General features: G+C 43.0%; 22 protein-coding genes. 12 read left to right on the forward strand and 10 right to left on the reverse strand.

Annotated features, from left to right (window positions below):
* Nucleotides 1-10 precede the first annotated feature (10 nt).
* From ABMY45_RS03005 to ABMY45_RS03015, 3 genes are all read left to right on the forward strand, one after another.
* Nucleotides 11-1084, forward strand: coding sequence for an efflux RND transporter periplasmic adaptor subunit (locus tag ABMY45_RS03005; protein ID WP_349288362.1), 1074 nt, complete (start codon nucleotides 11-13; stop codon nucleotides 1082-1084).
* Nucleotides 1085-1222: 138 nt separating this feature from the next.
* The gene (locus tag ABMY45_RS03010) at nucleotides 1223-1978 is read left to right on the forward strand and encodes a Nif3-like dinuclear metal center hexameric protein (protein ID WP_237115855.1); all 756 of its coding nucleotides are present in this window, start codon (nucleotides 1223-1225) and stop codon (nucleotides 1976-1978) included.
* A 31-nt stretch (nucleotides 1979-2009) separates the two neighbouring features.
* Entirely contained in the window at nucleotides 2010-2813 is an 804-nt protein-coding gene (locus tag ABMY45_RS03015) for a methyltransferase domain-containing protein (protein WP_349288363.1), read from the forward strand.
* A 12-nt stretch (nucleotides 2814-2825) separates the two neighbouring features.
* On the opposite strand, the gene map is transcribed toward ABMY45_RS03015, so the two are convergent.
* From map to ABMY45_RS03040, 5 genes are all read right to left on the reverse strand, one after another.
* The gene (gene map, locus ABMY45_RS03020; protein ID WP_174169944.1) at nucleotides 2826-3596 is read right to left on the reverse strand and encodes a type I methionyl aminopeptidase; all 771 of its coding nucleotides are present in this window, start codon (nucleotides 3594-3596) and stop codon (nucleotides 2826-2828) included.
* A 1-nt stretch (nucleotide 3597) separates the two neighbouring features.
* Nucleotides 3598-3798, reverse strand: a complete 201-nt coding sequence (locus tag ABMY45_RS03025) for a ParD-like family protein (protein ID WP_239982081.1) — start codon at nucleotides 3796-3798, stop codon at nucleotides 3598-3600.
* 181 nt (nucleotides 3799-3979) lie between these two features.
* Nucleotides 3980-6253: a TonB-dependent siderophore receptor gene (locus tag ABMY45_RS03030; RefSeq protein ID WP_102057256.1), complete on the reverse strand. Its 2274-nt coding sequence runs from the start codon at nucleotides 6251-6253 to the stop codon at nucleotides 3980-3982.
* A gap of 197 nt (nucleotides 6254-6450) precedes the next feature.
* On the reverse strand, nucleotides 6451-6825 hold the full coding sequence (locus ABMY45_RS03035; protein WP_102057257.1) for a rhodanese-like domain-containing protein: 375 nt from the start codon (nucleotides 6823-6825) through the stop codon (nucleotides 6451-6453).
* Entirely contained in the window at nucleotides 6822-7310 is a 489-nt protein-coding gene (locus tag ABMY45_RS03040) for a hypothetical protein (protein ID WP_102057258.1), read from the reverse strand. Before ABMY45_RS03040 ends, ABMY45_RS03035 begins: the two co-directional genes overlap by 4 nt.
* Nucleotides 7311-7423: 113 nt before the next feature.
* Between ABMY45_RS03040 and ABMY45_RS03045 the strand changes: the two genes are divergently transcribed.
* Nucleotides 7424-7942 (forward strand): hypothetical protein, encoded by a 519-nt coding sequence (locus ABMY45_RS03045; RefSeq protein WP_349288364.1) that lies wholly within the window; start codon nucleotides 7424-7426, stop codon nucleotides 7940-7942.
* Nucleotides 7943-8357: 415 nt separating this feature from the next.
* Complete coding sequence (locus ABMY45_RS03050; protein ID WP_349288365.1) at nucleotides 8358-9986, forward strand: methyl-accepting chemotaxis protein; 1629 nt, start codon at nucleotides 8358-8360, stop codon at nucleotides 9984-9986.
* Between the two features lie 124 nt (nucleotides 9987-10110).
* Here ABMY45_RS03050 and ABMY45_RS03055 read toward each other — a convergent pair whose 3' ends face one another.
* Nucleotides 10111-11538 (reverse strand): serine hydrolase domain-containing protein, encoded by a 1428-nt coding sequence (locus ABMY45_RS03055; protein ID WP_349288366.1) that lies wholly within the window; start codon nucleotides 11536-11538, stop codon nucleotides 10111-10113.
* Nucleotides 11539-11676: 138 nt separating this feature from the next.
* Here ABMY45_RS03055 and ABMY45_RS03060 point away from each other — a divergent pair, with 138 nt between their 5' ends.
* Nucleotides 11677-13194, forward strand: a complete 1518-nt coding sequence (locus tag ABMY45_RS03060) for a tetratricopeptide repeat protein (protein WP_349288367.1) — start codon at nucleotides 11677-11679, stop codon at nucleotides 13192-13194.
* Nucleotides 13195-13219: 25 nt separating this feature from the next.
* Here the strand turns inward: ABMY45_RS03060 and ABMY45_RS03065 are convergent, their stop codons facing one another.
* Both ABMY45_RS03065 and ABMY45_RS03070 read right to left on the reverse strand, forming a co-directional pair.
* Nucleotides 13220-14065, reverse strand: a complete 846-nt coding sequence (locus ABMY45_RS03065) for a hypothetical protein (RefSeq protein ID WP_349288368.1) — start codon at nucleotides 14063-14065, stop codon at nucleotides 13220-13222.
* A gap of 114 nt (nucleotides 14066-14179) precedes the next feature.
* The gene (locus ABMY45_RS03070; protein ID WP_010606555.1) at nucleotides 14180-14722 is read right to left on the reverse strand and encodes a hypothetical protein; all 543 of its coding nucleotides are present in this window, start codon (nucleotides 14720-14722) and stop codon (nucleotides 14180-14182) included.
* A 216-nt stretch (nucleotides 14723-14938) separates the two neighbouring features.
* On the opposite strand from ABMY45_RS03070, the gene ABMY45_RS03075 reads away from it, so the two are divergent.
* The 5 genes from ABMY45_RS03075 to ABMY45_RS03095 all read left to right on the forward strand — a co-directional run bounded on the left by ABMY45_RS03075 (nucleotide 14939) and on the right by ABMY45_RS03095 (nucleotide 19377).
* The gene (locus tag ABMY45_RS03075; RefSeq protein ID WP_349288369.1) at nucleotides 14939-15688 is read left to right on the forward strand and encodes an SDR family oxidoreductase; all 750 of its coding nucleotides are present in this window, start codon (nucleotides 14939-14941) and stop codon (nucleotides 15686-15688) included.
* Nucleotides 15689-15804: 116 nt separating this feature from the next.
* Nucleotides 15805-16152: a phasin family protein gene (locus tag ABMY45_RS03080; protein ID WP_017216260.1), complete on the forward strand. Its 348-nt coding sequence runs from the start codon at nucleotides 15805-15807 to the stop codon at nucleotides 16150-16152.
* A gap of 62 nt (nucleotides 16153-16214) precedes the next feature.
* Nucleotides 16215-17981: a class I poly(R)-hydroxyalkanoic acid synthase gene (gene phaC, locus ABMY45_RS03085; RefSeq protein ID WP_349288370.1), complete on the forward strand. Its 1767-nt coding sequence runs from the start codon at nucleotides 16215-16217 to the stop codon at nucleotides 17979-17981.
* Nucleotides 17982-18094: 113 nt separating this feature from the next.
* Complete coding sequence (locus ABMY45_RS03090; protein WP_174169935.1) at nucleotides 18095-18775, forward strand: hypothetical protein; 681 nt, start codon at nucleotides 18095-18097, stop codon at nucleotides 18773-18775.
* A gap of 113 nt (nucleotides 18776-18888) precedes the next feature.
* Nucleotides 18889-19377 carry a hypothetical protein gene (locus tag ABMY45_RS03095; RefSeq protein ID WP_029215865.1) on the forward strand — a complete coding sequence of 163 codons (489 nt, stop codon included), beginning with the start codon at nucleotides 18889-18891 and terminating at the stop codon, nucleotides 19375-19377.
* Nucleotides 19378-19380: 3 nt separating this feature from the next.
* On the opposite strand, the gene ABMY45_RS03100 is transcribed toward ABMY45_RS03095, so the two are convergent.
* Nucleotides 19381-19851 carry a DUF4920 domain-containing protein gene (locus ABMY45_RS03100; RefSeq protein ID WP_349288371.1) on the reverse strand — a complete coding sequence of 157 codons (471 nt, stop codon included), beginning with the start codon at nucleotides 19849-19851 and terminating at the stop codon, nucleotides 19381-19383.
* A gap of 138 nt (nucleotides 19852-19989) precedes the next feature.
* Here ABMY45_RS03100 and ABMY45_RS03105 point away from each other — a divergent pair, with 138 nt between their 5' ends.
* Nucleotides 19990-22218 carry a TonB-dependent receptor gene (locus ABMY45_RS03105; RefSeq protein WP_349288372.1) on the forward strand — a complete coding sequence of 743 codons (2229 nt, stop codon included), beginning with the start codon at nucleotides 19990-19992 and terminating at the stop codon, nucleotides 22216-22218.
* Between the two features lie 75 nt (nucleotides 22219-22293).
* Here ABMY45_RS03105 and ABMY45_RS03110 read toward each other — a convergent pair whose 3' ends face one another.
* Entirely contained in the window at nucleotides 22294-24024 is a 1731-nt protein-coding gene (locus tag ABMY45_RS03110; RefSeq protein ID WP_349288373.1) for a hypothetical protein, read from the reverse strand.
* Nucleotides 24025-24213: the final 189 nt, after the last annotated feature.

Here is a 24213-nt window from a genome sequence, read left to right on the forward strand (position 1 = left end):
TGAGAACAGAATGAAAAACCCGATAAAACAGACACTTCAGGCCCTAGCACTATGTGCTGGGATCGTTGCGCCACAAGCCATCGCCGTGGTGCCAGTCACCGTCGCAGAAGTGACAAAAGCCCCTCTCACGAGCGAAATTGAAGTTAGTGGCACACTGTATGGGAAAGACGACGTGACGCTGACCGCCGGAGTTAGTGGCCGTTTGTTGTACGTAGCAGAACCCGGTACCAGTGTCGCAAAAGACGAAATCTTAGTACGTATGGACACACTTCCGCTGGAACTCGATAAGGCCCGCCAAGCCGAATTATTAAATCGAGCCAAGATCAATTTACGCTTATATCAACAAGAATTGACTCGATTAAAGAAGCTCGCAAAAGCCAGCAGTGCGGCAGAGAGTCAAGTCGATGAAATGCAAAATAAACATGACCTAGCGCTGTCGGATATCGCCTTAGCAGAAGTCGAACTTAAGGTTATTGACGATAAGTTGACTCGCGCAACGGTCCGTGCACCATTTGATGGCGTTATCAGTGAACGTTTTAAGCGCGCGGGTCGAGAAATAAACCGCGCCGATGAACTGCTCACCATATTAGATATCCATCATCTTGAGGTTCGCTTATATGTGCCCGTTAAGTACTTGAAGTTTTTGCAAAAAGGCATAACGCTGCCAATCCGTTCTGGTGATTTATCGCAGCCAGATAACACGTCAGCAAAAGTCACAGCGGTGATCCCCTCAACCGATCCGCGCTCACAAACCGTTGAAGTGCGTGCAACACTCGCAGCAGATCAAACCCATAGGTGGGCAATTGGTCAATTAGTTGATGTAGCGGTGCCGCTCACCAGCAAACAAGCCGTATTGCTGGTTGACCGGGACGCCTTAATATTACGTAAACAAGGCACCCATATCGTCAAAATAGATGAGCAAAATAAAGCCGAACAAATTCCTGTCACCGTCGGCAATGGCAAAGGCCAATGGGTGGAAATTACTCCCCGCACCAGCGATATCTTACATGCCGGTGATAGAGTCGCCGTTCGCGGTGCTGAGCGCCTGCAAACAGGACAAGACGTCGAGGTGACAAACCCTTAATAACAAACCAGTTACTAGCCCAATGAGCTCACTCATGGACGAGCGGCTCATTTTTCTTTTCCACCCCCACGATATTCTCCCTTTTTGATCTATCGTAAAACCAGTTAAACTAGCGCTATCTAAGAGTTAGGGGGTGTTATGAAACGAACCAAATTAGTGAATCAATTAACGGAATTACTAAAGCCATTTCAAATTAGCGATTACTGTCCAAATGGTCTGCAAGTGGAAGGAACAGACGAAATCCAAAAAATCGTCACGGGTGTTACCGCAAGCCAAGCTTTAATTGATGCCGCTATTGAACGAGGTGCAGATGCCATTTTGGTTCACCACGGCTATTTTTGGAAAGGGGAAGATCAATGTGTTACGGGCATGAAAAAGCGCCGCCTACAAGCCCTGCTTGCCAATGACATCAACTTAATCGCTTACCACCTTCCACTGGATGTTCATCCTGAACTCGGGAATAACGCACAGCTCGGTAAGCTACTTGGGCTTGAATATGAAAGACCGCTTGAACCTTGGAATAAAAATAGCGTAGCGGTAAAAGGTAAATTAACGACGCCAATGACTGCTGTTGATTTTGCCGCTTTAGTTGAAGAAAAACTCGGTAGAAAGCCGCTCTTAAATGTTGCTGGCGATCATCCAATCAGCACCATTGCTTGGTGTACCGGTGGCGGGCAAAGCTTTATTGATCTCGCGGCAAGCCAAGGCATTGATGCCTACTTAACGGGTGAAGCATCAGAGCAAACCATTCATTCATCAAACGAACAACAGATCCACTTTATCGCGGCTGGACATCATGCCACAGAGCGTTACGGCGCGAAGGCACTTGGTGAATATTTGGCAGCACAGTATGGTTTGGATGTTGAATTTATTGATATCGACAACCCGGTTTAATACCACTTTGCTTAACTAAGTGATCTCGCATATGGCTAGAAAAAAGCAGCAACAAAAACCGGCACCGACAGATAAAAACTTTGCTGAACTAACGTACAAGTTTAAAAACAATATCTATGGCACCAATAAAGGCAAAATCAGAGAAGCAGTGCTCAAGCGTGACTTGAGCGCACAAGTTGACTGGTTAACGCAATCAAGTGGCAAACGCATATTAGATGTTGGCGGCGGACAAGGGCAATTGGCGCTCTTTCTAGCATCGCTTGGCCACCATGTCACTGTGATTGATATTTCAGAAGAGATGCTTGAACTTGCCAAAACGCGCGCGCATGAAGCCGGACTAAATGATCTGCTGCATTTTATCCACGCGCCCCTGCAAGCGCTCGATACGCTGAACTTAGGACAATTCGACTTAGTATTGTGCCATGCGGTGCTTGAATGGCTGGTTGAGCAACAAAGTGCGCTTATGCTGCTAAAGTCGCAGCTGAGCGAAACTGGCTTGCTTTCACTCATGTATTTCAACCATGAGGCGCATCTGATGGCCAATATGGTGTACGGTAACTTCGACTATGTGCAAAAAGGCCTTAAGGTAAAGCAAAAAGTAGGTCTCAGTCCCAATAAACCAATTAGCCAAACTGACATGGCAACTTGGCTTGATAAGGCAAAACTCAGCGTTATGCAAAAAACCGGTGTTCGCTGTTTTCATGACTATTTAAGGGAGTTGAGTAAGGCGGATGAAGATTTTGACGCTTTGCTCGCCTTAGAGCTTAAATACAATCGCCAAGAGCCCTATGCGTCTCTAGGTCGTTATACCCACTTGATGTTAAAAAAAGCGTAAGTCCAGCACTGCTTACGCTTCTTCCGCTCTTAGGGTTAACACTTCAACGCCGTCATCTGTTACCAACACAGTATGCTCCCACTGCGCCGATAGCTTTTTATCTCGGGTTACCACAGTCCAGCCATCTTTTTTGGTTTTAATTTTTGCGCTACCCTGATTGATCATCGGCTCAATGGTAAAGGTCATCCCCGGCTTTAGCGTCATCCCGGTATTTGCTTTGCCATAGTGCAATACATTTGGCGCTTCATGCATTTCTCTACCGATCCCATGACCACAATACTCGCGTACCACAGTGTAGCCGGCTTTTTCAGCCACTTGCTGTACAGCCGAACCGATATCCCCAAGCTTTGCTCCAGGTTTAACCATTTTTATTCCAGCCCACATCGCTTGGTAAGTCGTTGCCACTAACTTTTTGGCTGGGAGTAATGCGTCTGGCATCACGTACATTTTGCTGGAGTCGCTGATAAAGCCATTTTTCTCAAGCGTAATATCGATGTTTACAATATCTGAAGACTTTAAGATTTGTGATTTACTCGGCACACCATGGCACACAACCTCGTTTACAGAGCTATTGAGGACGAACTGATAACCATATTGACCAAGGCTGGCAGGACGCGCTTTAAGCTCATCAACAATAAAGTTGTGCACTTTATCATTAATCTCTAGCGTAGAAATTCCGGGTTCAATCCAACTATCAATGTAGTCAAACACCTGCGTAAGCAATCGCCCACTTTCGCGCATCAATTGGATCTCATCAGCGGTTTTGAAGGTAACCTCTTGCATCTCAATTTCCTTTTAGCTGTTGTGACTTCACTCGCGTCATTTCTGCCGTAATGATCTCTGTAAACGTAAGCGTTGGATTGCGCTCGGCAAGTCGCCCAATTTTAATCCAGAACTCAGCCTGTGAATTGATTGAGCGCGACATCACAGTGCTTGCTTCACGGATCTCATCGTGTAGTTCATCTGAAATTTTTACGATACCCATTTATATAAACCATATACATATCATATATAATTCATATAATAACGGAGTTGCGGAACAATGCAAAATCTAATGCCAATTTGCTTATTATGTTGAAGCAAAAAAATTTAAGGCAAAAAAATGCACCGCCTCGGCGGTGCACTCCGTATTTTAAGCTTAAGTCACCCAAGCTTAGGTTGACTCACTAAAAGCTATAGCGCATCCCTAATTGCCAATTGAACGGTTCGCCGTGCATTACATAGCCGTCCCAAGATGAAATACTGTTGTAGTAACTTTCATCCAGTAGGTTGTTGAAGTTAAGCGACACACTAAGCTGTTCACTCACTTCATATCTTGCCATTAAATTAAGTAACGCTCCGGAAGATTGTGTGATCTTATACGCCTCGCTACCGCCGCCCGGCAATGGCCTTTGTGGTATTGCATAAAAACTACCTTGCCAATTAATTCCAAGCCCCGCAGTCAAGCCGTCAACAAACTCGCTAAAGTCATAGGTGGTATACAGGTTTATGAGCTCTTTGGGCTGATCCGTTAACAGCTCTTTGCCATCTTTTGATTCAGTTTTGTGTTTTGATAGCCCTAAGCTGATATTCCACTGCTCATTGATAGAGCCTGTAAATTCAACTTCAAAGCCTTCTGTCGTATCGCCTTCACCGCGCTGAATATATGGCCTATTGCCCTGCGGAGTTAGATAGCTGTCTGGGTAGTTTGGATCGACAATCGCAAGCCCATTTTCAACATTACGATACACCGCCGCCGTAAAGTTCAAGGTGTCATCAAGTAACTCACCTTTTACCCCGAGCTCATAGCTTTCGCCGGTGCTTGGGTCGAGCATTTTATCATTGATATCAAAGTAGGCTTGCGGCTGAAATGCCTCTGTGTAGCTCGCGTAAACACTATATTGCTCATTAATATCAACCACGAGCCCGGCATAAGGTGTGACTTCTGTATCCACCTTTTCATGATAGCGGTTACGAAGAAACTTACCGTTATTAGGATCATAGAGGTCAATATCGTACTCCCAATTGGTGATCCTAGCGCCAACAATAAGTTTAACATCATCATGCGGGTTAACACGCACGGCCACAAATCCACCATTAGAGTCTGTTACCGTCAAACTATCACGGCCTAAATCTTTAAATGGATAGCGCGGCACGTCACCTGTCCAATCGTGAAAATTTAACCCTTCTAATGAAATAGTAGTCTGGTCGGCTTCATTACCAAATGACGTACGCTCCCGCTTGAATTGGTTATAGCTGAAAATGACATCATGCGTACGACCAAATAACTCAACCGGCCCTTGCAGTGACAAATCAATTGTCTTTTGTTCATCTTCAGAGCTACTTATTACAGCACTGTAACCGAATCCATTATCGCTGCTGCCATCTGGGTTAATAGGCCCATCAGGATAAACGAAAAAGAGCTGCCCACCTTGCATCTCAATGGTATTGTAAGTCGCGATGGCATGGAGTTGCCAATCGTTTTCAAACGCGTGATCAAGCCCAACAAAATAGGTGTATTCTTCGATTGGCCAGCTACTCCATTTTGCCGTCATCCCGGTGTCACCACGGCGTCCCTGATAGCGACTACCATCAGCGTAAAAGTAAGGTTGAGAGTGGCTATTTATCGCCCCTTTTGAAGCAGTATCAGCATATTCCACACCGAGTCGCAATAAGGTGTAATCGGTCAGATCAGCCTCAACAGTAGAATATATAGACGTTTTCTCCTGGCTATAACGCTCAATGTAGGAATCTCTTTCATAATGTGCAGCAACAAAGCGGCCGCGAATACTGCCCTCTTGGTTTAACCCACTCGCCACATCCACCTCTGCGCGGTAATTATCCCAACTACCAGCCGAAACCGCCACACTGCCCTTAAACTCATCGCTTGTTGCACGTTTTCTTACTAAGTTTACGGTCGCGGTTGGGTCACCAACGCCAGTTAATAAACCATTTGCACCACGTACAATCTCAACACGCTCATAAGCAACCGCATCACCATTTACATTTGGTCTTCGGCCACCTGGGAACTGTTGCACACCGTCTATTTGGATTAAATTGACATCACCGCCACGTACAGAAAAACGTGTCCTATCAAGACTGGCTCCCCGCTTTGCATAAAAGCCCGTTGCATGTTCCAAGATCTCATCAATGTTAACCGTCTGCCAATCTTGCATCATTTGATTTGTGATAACGGTCACCGCTTGAGGCGTCTCACGCTGTGATAAAATCATTTTTAATGCCGCTTTGTTCGAAGACTCGGTGTAATTTTTTACACTCGTACCAGTCACATAAATATGCTCTAGTTCTTGAGCCCTACCATCACCCGCGGCATCAGCAGCTAACGTATCATCAGCAACTTCAGCGGCATGTGCATTGCCGTGTAGTGAGAACAGCACAAAAGTGGCGCAAAGAGAGAGTTTTAAAGAATTATTTATTGTACGTGAAGATGAAGAGCACATCGTTTTTCCCTAAATTAACTGCATTATGAAAACGATAGTGATTATCATTTATATTACCAACTCTTTCAAGTCCCTTTTTTAGTTATATGCCGTTATTTGAAGCGCAATTCAAGTGTGGCAGTGACCAAAACTTATTAAGCTTTGCCGTTTACCTTTTGTTTTTACCCGCTACTATTTACTCAAAAAGTAGGGAGCCCCTATTTCTTCACCACAGGTAAAGACTTCGCCAGCCACTTATTCATATCACCTTCTAGGTGTTTTAAGGTGTAGCCTTTTGGCGCTAGTGCCTCAATAAAGATGCCAGCCCTACGCCCAGAGCGGCAGTACACAACGAGTGGTGTATCAGTCAATTTAGTCAGTTCTTCCTGATGCGTCTCAATCTCGTTAAAAGGAATGTTTATTGCCCCTTTGATATGTCCTGCGGCAAACTCTTCAGGGCTTCGTACGTCCACTATGGTGTAAGCGTCTGCTGACATTTGATTTACCATCAGTGCTTGCTGTGTGATCGTTTCCGATTGGGCATAGCAAATACTGCTAACAAACCACATAAAGCTAATAATCAGTTTTCTCATTTTTCAGTCTCCTTTTTGTACAATCCATCAAATACTATTTGCCACTTTTCAGCCCCTTGCTTACTCAGCCAAACCTGACGTACCGTACCATCTGGGTTCGCAGTCCATGTTATCTTATCCGTCACCTTAATACCTGCTGCATTTTTCCTATCCCCTTGTAATACCATTTTCCCTTCATGAAACTCACCATCCAACCGTAACAACAGTCCGCTATTATCCACCCAAGTTTGATGCCAACGATGAGTGGATGCATCATAAATATTGATACTCTCACCACGATACCCAAGTTCGGTGGTATAACTTTCTTTAATAACACAGCCATCATACTCACGGGTAATGCGATTACGCCCAGACTCAAGGCCTCCTACACTCGTTACCGACCAATCTCCAAGCCAAAAATCAAACTGTCTAAATCCTTGATCTTCACATTTAGCTAAGCTATTACAGCTAAAAAACAAAATACTAATAACCAACCATACCTTCATTTCACTGACTCCTTATATCCAACCTTGTTAGCTTAGCGGGGATTAACCAAACAGCTAAAGAAATCAGGAAATACTCCGATACAGTTAGAAATAGAGATAACAAGGATAACGTTATGGAAATTCAAATGAAGCCACATCACTTTGCCGGCGCACTAAACGCAAACAACGAAACACCTACTGCCACGAGTAATTCCACAGAAGAAACGGAAGAAAAACCTAAAAATGAAGCCATATTGACTGAGTTTATGGACAAACAGGCAAAGAAATACAAAGGTAACAACCCAAATTTTAAGCAACAATATGAAATGTTAGAGCAGTCAGAAGCCCTAATGAAAGAGCAAATCCAGCATTTACAACAGCTTATTAGCGAGTTAAAAAAAACACCTCTACAACGAGCCATAAAAGTATCCACAGTAAGCGATGCTGATATCCCAACAACACAAGAAAATATCCTGAGATATGAGCATACCGGCGCAAAACAGTATCGCGATAATGAAACAGAAAAAGAAATTGAGATTTTAACCCAACAACTTGATGAACTTAAATCACAGCATGCTGATATAAAGCAACAGATGATCCAAATGGTACTTGATGAAATGACTAGGCAACGAGATAAAAGGTATGAAGTCTAAATAGCTCAAGCACTTCTATTACTTCATAACGAGTTAACGAAATCAATATTATGCAGTTTTTTACAACTTAAGTTTAGGGTGAATTTTAATTCACTTAGGCTACATACCTCAACTTTGTCCTTCAACGCTATTTATAAGTCTCCATAACGTAAAGATTTTGAACAAAAAAGTAAGTGATGTGGCAAAGTTAAAAACCGGACATTTTTTAGAAAAGAAAATCACAAAAAGAGGATAAAAAACCACACCACCTTTCAGCTAAAAAATCACAAATCTAAAACACAAAATATAATCAACAAATAATACAAACTGCAAACATTAGCAAAAAACATTTAATTATTAATATCACCTGCTTTTCAAATACAATACCGCCCCTTTAAATATCAATCATCATCCATGGATTCATTGAGCTTCAATAATGCAGTTAAAAAAACTATCTATTTCTAACCAAATAACGTTAAGTTTCACCTTACTTTTTGTCATTTTCATTGGAGTTGGCTTGATGAGCTACCAAGGAATGAAAGAAGTAAACGCCAATCTGAACGACATAGTCAGAACCAGTATTCCATCGATGGAAACCATCAAAGACATTAAAATTGACTTAGCAACGATACGTAAAGATGAGTTTAGTACTGCATTAAACCCTGAAGACTCAGAGGTACAAAACTGGCTCGCTATATTAAGAGATCTGAAGAAGTCATTAAATGACAAGATAGCATTTTATCAATCATTACCGGTCAGCACAGAAGAAAAAGCGTTATTCGACGCATTTATTAAAGCTTGGCAGCGATACGTCAATGCGACCTATCATTATGAAAGCCTTATCTTAAGTGGCAACGCAAAAGAAGCAAATCGTATTATTTTGGATAGCTACCCCCTGTTTGCCAACGCCATGTCTGAGCTTAGTGAACTGGAAGCATTAAATGATAGCAGTGTTGAAAATTCTGAGCGCTCGGCTATATCAGCAGTTAATAGCACCCTATTTACTTTAGCGATTTCTGGATTACTCGTTGCAGTAACCATAGTCATTATCTGCATACTTTTGAGTAAAGCGATTAAGACACCGCTTGCTTTATCCGTGGATCTTGCGAGTAAGATAGCCCGTGGCGAGCTAAATCACGCAATTGCACTTGAAGATACAGGTAAGAACGAGCTCGGTTTATTGACCCAATCTTTAGAAAAAATGCGTTCACAGTTACACGCCTTGATCACCATGATCAATGACTCAGCCATTCAATTAACTGCGGCAGTAGAAGAAGTAAATGCCATTTCTTACCAGAATGCACAAGGTATGAATGTACAGCAAAATGAGCTGCAATCCGTCGCATCCGCGATGACACAGATGCAAGCGGCGATTAGTGAAGTGGCTAAAAGTACAGAAATGGGCGCTGAATCAGCAAATCAGGCAAGTGAAAAAGCCAGAGAAGGCAGCGACGCACTTAAATCAAATATCAATCATATTTCAGACGTTGCACAAACAGTCACATCTGCAGGTGAACTTGCCAATAATCTCGAAAAAAACTCACACAACATTAATGTGGTTGTTGACGTAATCAGAGAAATCGCGGAGCAAACGAATCTATTAGCATTAAATGCTGCTATTGAAGCTGCTCGTGCAGGTGCTCAGGGACGTGGTTTTGCTGTTGTTGCGGATGAAGTCCGCTCACTGGCCCAACGTACCCAAGATTCAACCACGCAAATTGTCGAAATTGTCAATGACCTACAAACCAAGTCGAAGGAAACCGGCGTGGCAACCAAGAGCTGTGAGCAGGGTATTGCACTTTGCGTTGAGCAATCAGAAGTCGCCGGCAATATGATCCATCAAATTGAATCTCAAATTGATAGCATCGCAGCCATGAGTACACAGATCGCGTCAGCTTGTCATCAGCAATCTGTGGTTTCAGAGGAGCTGAACAAAAATATCGAGACTATCAATTACTCGGCTGTTGAAATGACCGAAGGCGCCAACCAAACCGCGACGGCGTGTAATGAAATGAGTAAACTTGCCCACGACTTAAAGTCGCAAGTCGACAAGTTTACGCTCTAAAATACCGCCATAATGGATAAATAGCGCCTAAGCCTAGGTACGGCTAGGCGCTATATAATTGAGGCACTCTATCATCAAAAAAACAATGCTCGGTAACAGACATAGCAAAAGTTGATTGCAGCGCTCACTTTAGGACGGATTCTACAAATCTCTTAGCCGCCTCATGGTTACTATCTAATTGCAATAGCTGCAGGTAAGTAACACGTGCATTGGTTTTATCTCCTTTAATCAGATACGCCTCAGCGAGACTGTCATAGGTATTCGCGCTTTTTGGGTGTGCCGCAACATTCAATTTGAAAAATTCAATTGCGGCGTCGTAATAACCGACTTCCAATAATTGATACCCAAAGCGATTTAGTTGGCGCTCACTTAATCCCTTCCCCGTACGAGCTTGGTGCTGATAACTTTTAATCGCAACTTCAACACCGTCAGATAAAATCGTTGCAAAAAGCAGCCGATATGGACTTAACTTGGGCGATGCTGCAGCTTTACCTGCAAGGATTTCAAGTATGCCATCAACCATCAGTGTCAATGGTGCACCGCCTGTATTATCCAGTAAAATAATAACCGTTTTGTCCTCCAATACTCTTGCAATCTTAGCCCCAAACCCTGGGATTCCACCGGCATGGTGAACCAGCGTTTTAATTTGACTGTCATCTCCTTTGTTGGTGATTTCCCAGCCAAATCCGTAATTTCTGTGTTTGGAAGGGGTAAATAACAATCTCTTGATTTCAGGCGTTAATAGTTTATCTGTGTATAATGCACGCTCCCACTTATACATATCTTGCACCGTTGAATACATTGCGCCCGCGGAAAAAGGCACTGTCATGTCAATAAAATCGGCATGTTTGAACCCCTTTAACGTGGTATCGTAACCATTCGCTAGGCCTTTAATTACCTGCTTATGATCGGCAAATCCAGTTTCTTTCATATCTAGCGGTGCTAATATTTGCTTTTCAAGTAGTTGCCAGTAGCTGTTTCCACTCACAAGCTCAAGGATACGTCCAAGTATAGTGTAGCCGGCATTGCTGTAACGAAACGCAGAACCCGGCTCAAACAACAAGTCTCCTGAGCAAAAATGGTCGATAAACTCATCGCGATTATAAGGGTTGTGACTTTGCACCTGACGAAATTCGGGGTGTTGAAACACATCTGGTAAGCCTGACGTGTGATTAAGTAACTGCCTTATGGTAATTTGGCCTCCCGTATCCTTTCGGTATGTGGGTAAATAGCTGGAAATGTTGGCATCAAGCTCAATCTTTCCTTTCTCAACCTGTTGTAATACCAAAAGTGCCGTAAACTGCTTGGTCACTGATGCTAGCTTAAATTTAGTGTTGGGTTGATTTGCTATTTGCCACTCTACATTGGCAAATCCATAACCTTGCTGCAGTAACACCTCAGATCCTCGAGCAACCAAAGCGGCACCATCAAACTCTTTAATTTGGTGATACTGCGCGATATAGTCATCTAGTTGTTTTTGCAGTTGAGTCGTCGCCTGAGCGGGCATAGAAAACAGGCATAAAAATAACAGTAAATGGGGTAATGCTTTCATGTAAATCCTTGTTTATTGTTATGACGAGTCTTACTCTACGTATTTAATGTTGGCTTGCCAGTGGGCTTTGGTGACATTGCGTGACAGAACAATTAAAAGCATTTAAATCAATAAAATAAAAAATACAGGATTTATTACTTGCAGTATCAGTTGAATCAAAAATGGGATTTTGATGTATCTTCTCGCACCATCAGTCATCGCGATGTATCTCATGTACTGACACCGCTCGCGCATAGATTGTTGCTGAACCTGATTGAGCATGCACCTCACCTTGTGAGCCACCAGCAATTAGAACAACAAGTTTGGCTTGGTCGAGTCGTGACTCATGATGCGATTAAAAAACAAATAGCAAGGCTACGAAAGCTCCTTGAAGACGATGCCAATAAACCAGAATATATCGTGTCTGAACGCAGCTTCGGATACCGCTTTAGTGCAACCGTTAATAAGATAAATCATAAACCGCAAGCGCCAGCAGTAAAGCGATTTACGACTCTAGCCGGCGGAAGTATCGGCCTAGCTCTGGCGTGCATTATTGGTATATATCACTCCCCTTTTACCTCACCATTTTCTTCAACAAGCTATGACGCAACATTGAGCATCGCCCAGCAACACTTTACCCAACAAACTTTAGAAGATAATTCACGGGCGATAGCGCTGTATCAGCAAAGCATCACTACATCACAAGATGTAGATGAGAGTTATAAGGGATTGAGTCGAGCATTATTGAGCGACTATAATTTATATAATCAGGTTGCAGACGCGCTGACAAAAAGCCGGAACAATACAGAAAAAGCACTGAATTTAACACCCGATAGTCCGTCGGCAAAACTGCTTTTGGCTCAAGTCCATTCTCTTCAAGGGCATTACCAACAAGCGCAAAAAATTCTAAATGACACCGTAGCAAATACGCCTAATTGGCCCTTGTTAAAGTCACATCTGGCCGAAACCTATCTCTTGCAAGGCAATACCATTGATGCATACCCACTAGCACGCCAAGCTTATGAGGCTTCTCCCAGCGAACCCAAAGTAGTTGCTAGCTACCTCCACTGCCTGCGCAAAATGCATATGGCCAACTGGTTTAACAAGGTACTTGTCAACCCCAGTCCTGAAGTAAAGGCATCTCCTTGGATACAACTAGAACACGTCCAGTTTTTGCAGCAACAAGCGCGGCATGAACAAGCCATCCAACAACTTAATTTATTAGCCAAAGCCGCGCCAAATTCCCAGACATTAAACTGGTTCACAGCCCTTTCTTATCTAAGTAACAATCATCATGATAAAGCGACCAATGTTTTAGCGCTGACGGTTGAAAAGCACAGTAAATACGCATTATTCAGTCAATTATACTTGGCACTCCTCACTGCTAAGCATCAATCAATAAGTAAATATACCAATGATATTGCCAACCAGATAAAGACCGGCAACCAAGACCCTGAATTGGTCTTTAGCCTCGGCCTCATCAGCCTTTACCATCAGCAAAATGACAAGGCTCAGAACTATTTCAAACAGGCTATTGACCAGGGATTTAGTGACGAGTTTAGGTTTAAAGCATTGCCCTTCAACATCACGGCAGCTCAAGCTCACTTTTTAGATAACATTGTTGAGCAGCTTACTCTGGCCAACTTAAAGAAAAGAATAAAGCGCACACCAAAATAGTCTCTGTGTTCTGTATACCAATAGATTAATTGGCAGGTCTTAGCATTTCGATGACCTGAGCATCAACCCAAAAAATCTCAGCATCTCTTGAAGGTGTGGTACGGTTAAAAAACAGATATTTGCCATCGGGCGTTACACTCGCTGACGCCTCTCGCGCACTCGTATTCACTTTGTCTCCCAAATTAACCGCTTCGCCCCAACTACCGTCTTTCAAACGAAAGCTGATATAAAGATCTGAGTTACCAAACCCTGAATCTCGAACCCCGTCCCATATAATGTAAGAATCATCGGGCGCGATAAATGGATGTGCATTATAAAGGCCAGTGTTAATTTCAGGACCTAATTTAACCGGTCTTTGCCGTTGACCATTTTTCACCTCAGAGATCCTAATAACATCGCCACTTTTATAATCGTCAAACACATACGTACCACTCGCAGATGCACTTAACCGCATGATCCCCCAGCTTTCTTTATCAAACATAGGACCAAGACTTTTGGCTTCAGACCAGCTCCCCTCTCGACGCGTCATAATATATTTACCCATATGCATGGTCTCGCCATCTGGTGCTAGCAATGGCCTGCCAACTCTTGGACCTACTGTCGTTTCATACCACTGTTCACCTCGCTGCTCGTATGCAATTAAACTCCAACGGTTCACGTTCAGGTCCTTTCGCGTAAAATAAAAAGTTTTCATGTCGGGAGAGAAAAACGCATTGTGATCTCTGTGCTCTGTTGACACCGTGCCAAGCGCAAATACTTGAGGTGTGTCCCCAGGTGGTGTTTGCCCAAGATAAGGACCGGATATAAGCTGCGCATAACTCTTAGCAGACATTGATATCATCAACAGCGCTAAACCAATGTTTATTTTCATTTTTATTACTCACTTTCTTCTGTTAGAGATTATTTTATGAGAGTGGGTAAGGTAACAATTTCAGCAAAATTCTCTTGAATTTCTGATGATTTATTAATGACCTTTATCTGATTTCTACCGTTTTCCTTTACGTTTAAGCTCCTCTAATCGCTCCCGCTCCGCTAAAATCATCTTTAACATCTGGATGCGAAGTTCCGCTTCTTGCTGTTTAAATTCAGAGAGCTGCTCTTCAAGCACTTTCACTTCATCTACTTTTGTTTGGTCACGATACTTTTTACTGCCTACATGTTCGATTAAAGCTTGCTGCTCATCATTAGTCGCGTCTGGGAGTTGTTCGACCCGTAAAAAACGCTGCTCTTGGGACTGCATTAGCTTATTAATTCTCTCTTGGAGCTTACGAATTTGCGCTTGAATGAGGTCCATTGCCTTTTCTAAGTTTTCATAATCCTCTTTAAATACAGGGTTATCTTCCTTATAACCAGCCGCTTCGTCATCGAGTTCTTTGGAAAGCATCGCGGGTACCTCTTGCTTTTCCTCCACATCGCTTTGGGATTGCGATTCTAACTGGTTTGAAGCAGCTTGAGCCGAGCCCTGTGATTTCAACTCAGCCAGTTGCTTTAACGGTGATAAGCCACCTTGATGTATTTGAATATCCATTTTCACTCCTTGGGATAGACACTGATTGTTATACATATCGGAAAAGCTGGAAAAAACTTAATTAAATTTATGTTGTGCGTTCCTAATTTCGTTTCCGCTGTCTTCAAACTGACATCAACTCGCGACCAATTTGTCATAAATACCAGCAAAAATACTCGATAAGCTAACTCGGCTAGGAAGTATGTTGGTATAGCCTCTTTTTTTCGCGGGAGCGTTATGGAAAACAAGCAAATTGCAGTGGTAACTGGTGCCTTTGGTGGGATTGGTTCTGCTATTACGAAAACACTCATTGAAAAAGATTTTTTTGTTATAGCGATAGCAAGCGAAAGGCGTAATGAGGCCGACTTTGATCTCTGGCTTAACACGCTACAAATAAATCCAGCTGCAGTAAAACCTTTATTCTTGGATGTGACTAACGCTGAACAATGCCACGCAGCGATGATTCAGGTCCTACAAGAATTTGGTAATATCGATTTACTCGTAAACAATGCCGGGATCACACGCGACTCAGCGTTTAAAAAAATGACCCACGCGCAATGGAGCGAGGTGATCAACACCAATCTAAATTCCCTTTTTAATATGACCAACCCTGTCTTTGCGGCAATGTGCGCTAATAAGCAAGGTCGTATCGTTAATATCTCTAGCGTTAATGGCCTAAAAGGTCAATTTGGGCAGGCAAATTATTCCGCTGCGAAAGCGGGCATGATTGGGTTTACTAAAGCGCTAGCCTATGAAGGTGCGAGAAGCGGTGTCACCGTCAATGCAGTAGCGCCAGGCTACACGGAAACGCCTATGGTAAGCGCCATGCGTGAAGACGTATTAAATAGCATAAAAGCACAAGTACCGATGCAACGTTTAGCCACGCCTGACGAAGTTGCAGCCGCAGTTGCTTACTTAGCATCAAATACAGCCGGTTACATTACTGGCGAAACCCTGTCGCTCAATGGCGGCCTATATATGCAATAACCTAAAAAACCTCAGGTTAAATACCACCGAGGGAGCGCGCTGTCCCTGATGTTCGGTGGTGCTAACTGATCACTATCATCCATTGTGTTAATTTAATCGATAACAAGGAAAAGACCATGTACAGCGATTTATTCAAAACATTCAACGAACAAACTGAGCAATTCTTTGCACCAGCGGTACAGTTTAACCAAATCGTAGCAAAAAACATCGAAGCACTCTCAAAAATTCAGCTGCACTCGGCTGAACAGATCACTAAAACATCCATTGAGCAGCTAAAGCAAGCGACTGAAATCAAAGATGCAAAATCTATGATGGATTTTAACGCAAGTCAGTTGAACGCGTTAAACGCTCTAAGCCAACAGATGATCCAAGATGGTCAAAAGCTTTCTCAATTAGGTCAAGAATTTAAAGACAGCTTAGAATCTCTTGGCAAAGAAACCCTAAAAACCGCGAAAGCGCAATAACCTGCAATTTTGGGCGACTTAGGTCGCCTTACCCGTTCAAACAACACAAAGGATCTACCTGTATGGGCACTCAAGAAAATATTGAGCAAGGGTTAACTGCGTGGTGGCAATATAACCAAGAATTGTGGCAGCTCGCAGCGACACATTTTGGTAAAGAGAATCCATTACAAAATGCATTAAATGAGCAAAACCAAGCCGACTTACAAAGCTGGCTCAGTGCACTCAATCAGCAACCGGAAACCTTTATTAAACAGCAAAATGCGTGGTGGCAGACTCAGTTTGCAATTTTTCAAAACAGTTTTATGCCACAAACTACCGATGATAAAGAAGACATTATTAGCCCAGAACGTGGAGACAAACGCTTTGTAGACCCTGATTGGCAAGAAAATCCTTGGTTTAACTACCTTAAACAAAGCTATCTTTGGTTTGGACAATCACTACAAAACACCATTGAAAATACTCCAGGCCTCGACCCAAAACTTAAGGAGCGATTAGCGTTTTTTGCAAGACAGTCCGTTAATTCAGTATCACCGAGCAACTTTGTTTCAACCAACCCTGAATTACTTAAGCTGACGTTAGAAAGTAACGGGCAAAATCTATTCGATGGACTGGCGCGCTTAAAAAAAGATCTAGCCAAAAGTACTGAAATGCTCCGAGTCAGCATGACCAATGAAAATGCGTATACACTCGGGGAAGACCTAGCTTGTACACCGGGTAGAGTGGTATTTCAAAACCACTTGTTTGAATTGATCCAATATCATCCGACTACGGAGCAAGTACACAAGACTCCCCTGCTTATCGTGCCGCCATTTGTTAATAAATACTATATTTTGGACTTGAGAGCAGATAACTCCATGGTTAAATGGGCACTTGAACAAGGCTATACCGTGTTAATGATGTCATGGAAAAACCCAGATCCAAGCATGGCAAATATTGCGTTTGACGACTACGTCGTAGACGGTGTGTTATGTGCTTTAGAGCAAACTGAAAAACAAACAGGCGAAACACAAATCCATACTGTGGGTTATTGTATCGGCGGTACTCTACTCACCTCATGTATGGCCTATATTGCTGCTAAGCGCATGAAACAAAGAATAAAAAGTGCAACCTTGCTGACCACGATTTTAGATTTCTCACAGCCAGGTGAACTTGGCGCATTTATCAATGAGCCCACCATTAATGCGCTAGAACAGTATAATAATCAAAATGGCGTGATGTCTGGGCATCTGCTCGGTACTTCTTTTAGTATGCTGAGAGAAAACAGCTTGTATTGGAATTACTTCGTTAATAACTACCTCAAAGGCAAAGCGCCTGCCGACTTGGATTTACTCTATTGGAATAGTGATAGTACAAATCTAACAGCGGCCTGCCACAACTTTATTTTGCGGGACTTATATCTTAATAATCAGCTTATTGAAGACAAGTCTGTCAGTATTCGTGGCACTAAAATTGACCTCAGTAAAGTAAAGCAACCTGTCTACTTTCTCTCTACCCGTGACGATCATATTGCGCTGTGGCAAGGCACTTTTGAGGGCGCCAAAAGACTCAGCAGCCCGCTCACTTTTGTGCTTGGGGAGTCAGGTCATATTGCCGGAGTGGTCAACCCGCCAAGTGCAAACAAATATGGTTATTGGTTTGATGGACAAGACCACGAGAACCCCGCTGAGTGGCTTGCCTCGGCAAAGCATGAAAGCGGGTCATGGTGGTCGCATTGGGCACAGTGGTTACATCAAATAAACCCAGAGCAAGTTCCAGCCCGTGCCGCGCAAAGTGATGAACAACCGGGGATTTACGATGCCCCCGGAGAATACGTCAAACAGAGTATTTAAGAAACTTACAATCAAATCAATTAGAGGCAAGCTATCTTGCTTCTAATATTTCCCGTTATTGACACACGCTACACATTCGGTCAGTCTAGGACGCAAAAATATAGGGAAATAACATGATTGGATTTCTTCTACTTGTTGCGGTATTTGTGGTCTTTGTTGGTGTATTACAATATCAAAAAGTAAAAATGACGGCGCGTAGACGTAGTTTTATTCAAGATTACGATCTCACGCATTTAAGACCCAAACTCAGTCAACATTATCCTGAACTTACCAATGAGCAACTTACACAGGTTGAATTGGGCCTTAAGCAGTTTTTCCAAGCGAACTTATTGCTCGAAGATCAGTCCTTAGCTATGCCCTCCCAGGTTGTCGATGCGCTGTGGCATGAATTTATTTTACACACACAAGAGTATCATTCCTTTTGCTATGAGGCCTTTGACCGTTTCTTACATCATTGTCCATCTGAGGCAATGAAAGGGAAAAACAAAGCTCAACTCAGTCTGCGTAAAACATGGAGAGCCTGCTGTAGCATCGAAGGAATATCTCCTCGCAGACCGGCTACTTTACCTATATTATTCGCAGTTGACGCTTTACTTAATATTCCAAATGGCTATTACTACTCGGCAACTGATTTTCGAGAGCCCATTGCCAAAGGCGACTCCAGCAGCACAACCTATGCGGGGCACATCGGGTGTACGTCAATGGACAGTGGCGACAGCAGTACCTCCTCGTCGAGTTCTTCAAACTCAAGTTGTAATAGTGGCTCAAGTTGTGGCAGCGGCTGTAGCAGTTAGTCTTAATAATTGATGAAGTAACCTTTTACATTCGTTAACGTTAAGACCTTATATTGACGCTTAAGATTAGCTACTATTTGTACCGGTTTAACTAGTTTTCGTTTGGTGATCCGGTGCCTATTGTTAACAAATATTACAGCTTAGTATTTTCAGCTTTACTGGTGTCAGGGTGTCATCAGTTGGGTGAAGGCCAACCTTTGTGGAAAATAGCCTCTGAGGGCATTATCTTTGACGGGCAGCTGCAAACACATCTTTCCGCTGCTTCAATTCAATGCGAACAGTGTGAAGTCAAGCGCCAGTCCGATATGCGCCCTTCTGGCCCCGCGGATTACACATTGGTGTCGGAAAACCACAAACTAAAAGCGATTTGGGGTAAAAGTAGTAATGCCGCTTTATATATTCCAAATAACGCCGGCAGAACCTTAATAAATTTAGCACCAGATACCGAAACTGGTGTCTGGATAATGGATTTAGATAGCACACCAAAACCCCTAAAGGTGGGTAAGGTGAATTATGTGATGCTTGGTGCTGACACTTACCAAGTGGTGATCAGCCCAAATTCACAGCGTACAAACTTCGAGTACGCCGTCCTTGTGAAATAGCTTTTATTTCGTTTCTAAAATCGTTACTGCATCCGGTTTGAGCCTAACTAGACTCATCCCCTCAGTGACTTTGCTTGCATCAAACGCTTCACCGTTTTCGTGCGCTCTATGGGCCAAATAACGCTTCGTTTTCTCAATACCTAGCTCGAACTGCTCAAGTACACCAGTCGCATAAGCGCGCTTGCCAATGGCTGACATTGGAAAAACCATATCGCCATCCCGTACCTTTACGTTTATTTCCTCACCATTATCTACCTTCAGTGTCATCCAACAGCCACGCTTTTTGCACACTTTTACCACTTCACCTGACAGCGTGATCTCACTTCCCGTAAACTGCTCCGAGTTTTTCAATACATCTGCGGCCGCAACAAGCTTGTTCATGTTCGCACCGCCGCCAAACTCAATTGTTTTAGCATCAGCCGTTGATACTAGCAGTGTGATAACTAAACCACAGAGTAAATTGTTTATCTTCATATTTTTCCTTAAAAGTCAGAATAGTAACGCCTTTATCTATATAACTATAAGTAATTATTTATTGCAATTAGATCTTATAACAACTAACATCTTCGCCGCAATTGCAAATGGTAATTATTTTTATTAAGGATTAATAATATGAAACTCTCTACTCTCTCTTTATCCATCCTTGCAACCTTCAGCGGCTGGAATGTATATGCTGAGCCGTCTTCCCCAACCAATTCCGAAATTGAAAAAATAGAGGTGTTGGGACACAAATTATCGACCTTAAACCATGATGTAGCGGCTTCAGTTTCAGCGCTAACGGAAGAGCAAATAGCGCGGCAACAAGCATCCGATTTAAACCAATTACTCAAGACTCTCCCCAATGTTGAACTATTTGGTAGCGTGACGCCGCTCTCTGGACAACCCGCCATTCGAGGGTTGTACGGTGAACGAATACACATCTCTGTAGACAATGTGAAACGTAAGATTGATTCGGATGGCAGCCAAAATATCGCGCAAATTAATTCCTTGGGAATAAACCCAGATCAATTAAAGCAAGTGCAAGTATTACGAGGTGCCGATTCTTTAACCGTCGGTTCAGGGGCCATCGGAGGGAGTATACGACTCGTAACCAAAAACGCTGCAGATTACCTAAATGACCAGCATGGATTTGGCGTCAAAGCTTCGGTCACACATTTATCTGTATCGGATGCCAATGATATTAGCGTCAGTCTATTTCACCTGAATGATCACAGTGATACGGTCTTGTCTCTTGGCCAAGTGGAATTTAACGATATTGATGTCGTGGCAGACACCAAAGCCGCAGAAGACGAAAGTATCCAGCAGATAAGTAAAATAAAGAATCAGTCAAAACGTCAAAACCTCGCGCTTAAAAATACTTGGTACATCAACGAACACCATACTTTGAGCAGTAAAATTGATTACAGTAAAACCGAGTCAATCGATCAGCCATATGCCCAGCGCATAGACTTAGCGTTGGCCTATCCGACACTTGCAGAAGATTACAAAAATGACTATCTGGAAGGAATGCTCAACTACACGTATCAAGGTGTTAGCGAGTTGCTTGACTTAGATATACAAGCATTCTTTGCACAAAAAACCTATGATGAAATCACCAAAGGTTATATTGAACGCGGCAGCAACAAAATTAACTATGATGGAGAGAAAAATGGAGAAAGTACGCGCAAAGGCTTGAGAGTCGCTAACTTGGCTACATTCACTGGGAAAATAAAGCACAAGCTAGCCATTGAAGCGCAGTACGAATCCGAAAGCTTCGACCAACAGCAATGGGACGAAAATCCTGCTGATAAGTCAACCTACTATGGCGATAGCGACGCCTCCAATTGGTCAATTTCTGTTATCGATCAAAGTCAGTTTTTAAATGAGAGATTACTCCTTACAGGAGGTGTGAGATTCGATAAATACACCCGCTCAAGTAACCATTTTGTCGCCTATTCCGATAATGATGATTCTGAACTCTCTAGCGAGCTAGGAGTAACTTTTAAAGTCGCGGATTATCTTAATTTTTACGCTAAAGCCGCGGAGGCATTTCGAGCACCTTCGCTTCAAGAGTTGTATAAAAAAGATGAGTGGAGATGTCATATTGGTGGAAAAATTTGCTTTAGCGAACCGCAACCAGATTTAAAAGCCGAAGACTCTCAAAGCTACGAAGTTGGTTTTGGTTTGAGTTGGCAAGACTTATCCTTCGCTGATAACTTCAGTGTAAAAGTCATGTACTTTGATAGTGAGGTAGATAATTACATCGACAATGTACCTTTTATGTACTACATCGATGAGAATGGCAATAAACAGCTCGGCTCACCCGGTCCCAATCCCAGCAATGGGGTCCCTGTCGCCACACACCGTGATTATAGTGCGAAAAACATCGGCAAGTTATTCAGTCACGGTATTGAAATTGAGGCACAGTATTCATTTAAAAAATTAGACATCTACCTAGGATACGCCTCTATGAATATGGATGTCGTCGGTGTACCTAATTTCTTTTTAGGCACTATTGACCATACACGCCAGCCATATTCTGAAGCACCAGCAGATAAGCTTACTTGGAATACCAATTATCAATTGAACAGTAATTTAAATCTGGGTTTTCAATTGTTACACTACAGAGCTCAACAGCGCCTTAGCGAAGATCTCATCACACGCGGATACGGTACTGGGACCTATACTATCTACAACCTCAACGTAAAATACCAAGGTGAGGGAGTATTATCAGGCTTTTCTGCCCGACTGGGTGTAGACAACCTAACGGATAAGCGTTATTTGCGAGCGCCAGCAAGTGAAGCGAACGACCCCGCAGAGCTTGGCAGAAACATTAAAGCGACAGTAAGCTACCAATTTTGATAAAGTAAATGTGATTTTAGAACAAAAATGCCGACTTAAAGTCGGCATTTTTAACATCATTTGGGTTTTTGCTCGTTATAGTTTTTTCAGCTTCATATCAGTGCCAAATACAAGGCCATGATCTGCAACATCCATACTAAACTCAAACACCATATTTTGCTGTAAAAGTGCATCAATACCTTCGGGCATTGGTTGACCAGTCGCTTTTGCCGCCTCTAACATTGGCGCTAAAAACGCTTGCATATCCATACTGAAATGCGTCATGCCATTAGTTTCTAGTGCTTGGCTTGCCATTTTCTCAGCAATAATTGTCGCCTTTTCACCCGTAAACAGCACTAAGTGATCGCCTTTAACCGCCAACTTGATATCCATACCCAATGGCTGCGGAGATGGAATGTACTGGTTAATTGAAACCGGAGTACCATCTTCTGGGATTTGAATTTGACCCAGCATAGGTGCAAGCCCTTTCACCGTATTAACAAGTACTAAAGGATCTTCAGCAGATAATGTGACTAGCGCATCAAACGTTTTAGGTTCTGGCATGCCTTGGTCGTTTGGCTCCATAACAAGATCAAAAACGGATGCACTCACGCCTTTAACCGAGTTCGCCATGCCTGTCATCATCGCAATAGCCATTGGACTGTTTTGTTTCGCTTGCTGCTGTAGTGCAACGAGTTCAGAACACTTGAATTCAGCTTTAGTAAAGCGGCCCCAAAGGGTGTTTACAAGCGGTGCAACTTTTGCAACATCAACACCATAGCCAAACCCTAGCACTTTCTCTTCGCCGTTGGTGACGTGCGCAGGAATAAAACCACGGATAGACCCAAGCGCTTTCATCAGTTCAGCATCTTTACCCACCACCACAGTATCAACTTCAAAGTCGATTGCGGAATTTGTAAATTTGATATTCTTGGTACCCAATACCGTCGCAGGCCACAGATTGGCGATTTCGCTGTAGTCCGCCTGACACTCTGGAGCACGTACCGCTGCTAATTTCTCAGTACCACCACCTAGCTGCAATAGATTATTTAACATACGAGTCAAATCAGACTGCTTGTTTGCAGTAATACCATCGACGATAGCCACATGGTTCAGAAACGCAATTGACGAACCATCAAAACCAAACTGCGTATTGTATTGCTCAAGTTTGCCAGATTGCGCCAGTGACTGGGCTGGTTTGGCAATACCCAAAGCAACTTTTAAATCCGCTTCGGTGTTAATTGGCGTGTTAAATGTTGTTGTTACCCATTGACCTTGCACGGATGTGATAAGCTCAATTTTAGCTTCTGGCGCGAACTCAAGCTGATAACGCGTTAATGCGACACCATCAAGCGTATCTTCTTGGTATGTGATTTCGGCATCTTTTGCAGCCATTTTTATCGTACGTTGAAAAGCCTCAGGATCCGCCAGTTCATAGCGCAATGTAGGCAGCAAACCAACTGTGTAGAATACACTTCTAACCGTATCACCCATGCCTAAGATAGCTTTCATTTGTTCAGGTGAAGTCAATGCTAAGTTGTATTGCTCAAGTAGCGTTGCTACAAAGTCCAAGTGCTTATCATTTTCTTTTCTAAGCAACCCAGTTATCTCTTCGATATTTTGAACCTGTCGAAGCTCTTCAGGCATAAAAGACAAATATTTTTGTTGCTCAAAAGGCGTTAATTGCCCCCAAAATACCGCGGTATCAGCCGGAACATATTCCAGTTGTTCCATCGCGATGCTTGAAGAAGATGATGATTGAGTGGTTACATAAGCACCAACGGCAATAGCCACAGCACCTAAGCCAACGAGAAGTTTTGTATTCATAATGTGATCCTTGTTATCACCACGGAACATAGCCAAACACGTGGTAAATTTATTCTTCCCTACGAACCGCAACGATTGCGCGCGTCAGAGGTCGTTGCATAAAGACAATTGCATGTCCAAAAATGCAGCGGTATTGTACCTCGATTATTGTCTCAATTCCATTAATTGTGAATGATCAAGCTACTCTCA

Source organism: Pseudoalteromonas sp. XMcav11-Q, assembly GCF_040104525.1.
Lineage (GTDB): Bacteria > Pseudomonadota > Gammaproteobacteria > Enterobacterales > Alteromonadaceae > Pseudoalteromonas.

What these genes read in the sequence shown, in the direction of transcription:
- ABMY45_RS03075 (WP_349288369.1), top strand. Translation starts at nt 14,939, where the DNA reads ATGGAAAACAAGCAAATTGCAGTGGTAACTGGTGCCTTTGGTGGGATT.
- ABMY45_RS03030 (WP_102057256.1), bottom strand. Translation starts at nt 6,253, where the DNA reads ATGTGCTCTTCATCTTCACGTACAATAAATAATTCTTTAAAACTCTCT.
- ABMY45_RS03090 (WP_174169935.1), top strand. Translation starts at nt 18,095, where the DNA reads ATGATTGGATTTCTTCTACTTGTTGCGGTATTTGTGGTCTTTGTTGGT.
- ABMY45_RS03015 (WP_349288363.1), top strand. Translation starts at nt 2,010, where the DNA reads ATGGCTAGAAAAAAGCAGCAACAAAAACCGGCACCGACAGATAAAAAC.
- ABMY45_RS03065 (WP_349288368.1), bottom strand. Translation starts at nt 14,065, where the DNA reads ATGAAAATAAACATTGGTTTAGCGCTGTTGATGATATCAATGTCTGCT.
- ABMY45_RS03070 (WP_010606555.1), bottom strand. Translation starts at nt 14,722, where the DNA reads ATGGATATTCAAATACATCAAGGTGGCTTATCACCGTTAAAGCAACTG.
- ABMY45_RS03010 (WP_237115855.1), top strand. Translation starts at nt 1,223, where the DNA reads ATGAAACGAACCAAATTAGTGAATCAATTAACGGAATTACTAAAGCCA.
- ABMY45_RS03080 (WP_017216260.1), top strand. Translation starts at nt 15,805, where the DNA reads ATGTACAGCGATTTATTCAAAACATTCAACGAACAAACTGAGCAATTC.
- ABMY45_RS03005 (WP_349288362.1), top strand. Translation starts at nt 11, where the DNA reads ATGAAAAACCCGATAAAACAGACACTTCAGGCCCTAGCACTATGTGCT.
- phaC (WP_349288370.1), top strand. Translation starts at nt 16,215, where the DNA reads ATGGGCACTCAAGAAAATATTGAGCAAGGGTTAACTGCGTGGTGGCAA.
- ABMY45_RS03110 (WP_349288373.1), bottom strand. Translation starts at nt 24,024, where the DNA reads ATGAATACAAAACTTCTCGTTGGCTTAGGTGCTGTGGCTATTGCCGTT.
- map (WP_174169944.1), bottom strand. Translation starts at nt 3,596, where the DNA reads ATGCAAGAGGTTACCTTCAAAACCGCTGATGAGATCCAATTGATGCGC.
- ABMY45_RS03050 (WP_349288365.1), top strand. Translation starts at nt 8,358, where the DNA reads ATGCAGTTAAAAAAACTATCTATTTCTAACCAAATAACGTTAAGTTTC.
- ABMY45_RS03040 (WP_102057258.1), bottom strand. Translation starts at nt 7,310, where the DNA reads ATGAAGGTATGGTTGGTTATTAGTATTTTGTTTTTTAGCTGTAATAGC.
- ABMY45_RS03055 (WP_349288366.1), bottom strand. Translation starts at nt 11,538, where the DNA reads ATGAAAGCATTACCCCATTTACTGTTATTTTTATGCCTGTTTTCTATG.
- ABMY45_RS03025 (WP_239982081.1), bottom strand. Translation starts at nt 3,798, where the DNA reads ATGGGTATCGTAAAAATTTCAGATGAACTACACGATGAGATCCGTGAA.
- ABMY45_RS03045 (WP_349288364.1), top strand. Translation starts at nt 7,424, where the DNA reads ATGGAAATTCAAATGAAGCCACATCACTTTGCCGGCGCACTAAACGCA.
- ABMY45_RS03105 (WP_349288372.1), top strand. Translation starts at nt 19,990, where the DNA reads ATGAAACTCTCTACTCTCTCTTTATCCATCCTTGCAACCTTCAGCGGC.
- ABMY45_RS03100 (WP_349288371.1), bottom strand. Translation starts at nt 19,851, where the DNA reads ATGAAGATAAACAATTTACTCTGTGGTTTAGTTATCACACTGCTAGTA.
- ABMY45_RS03035 (WP_102057257.1), bottom strand. Translation starts at nt 6,825, where the DNA reads ATGAGAAAACTGATTATTAGCTTTATGTGGTTTGTTAGCAGTATTTGC.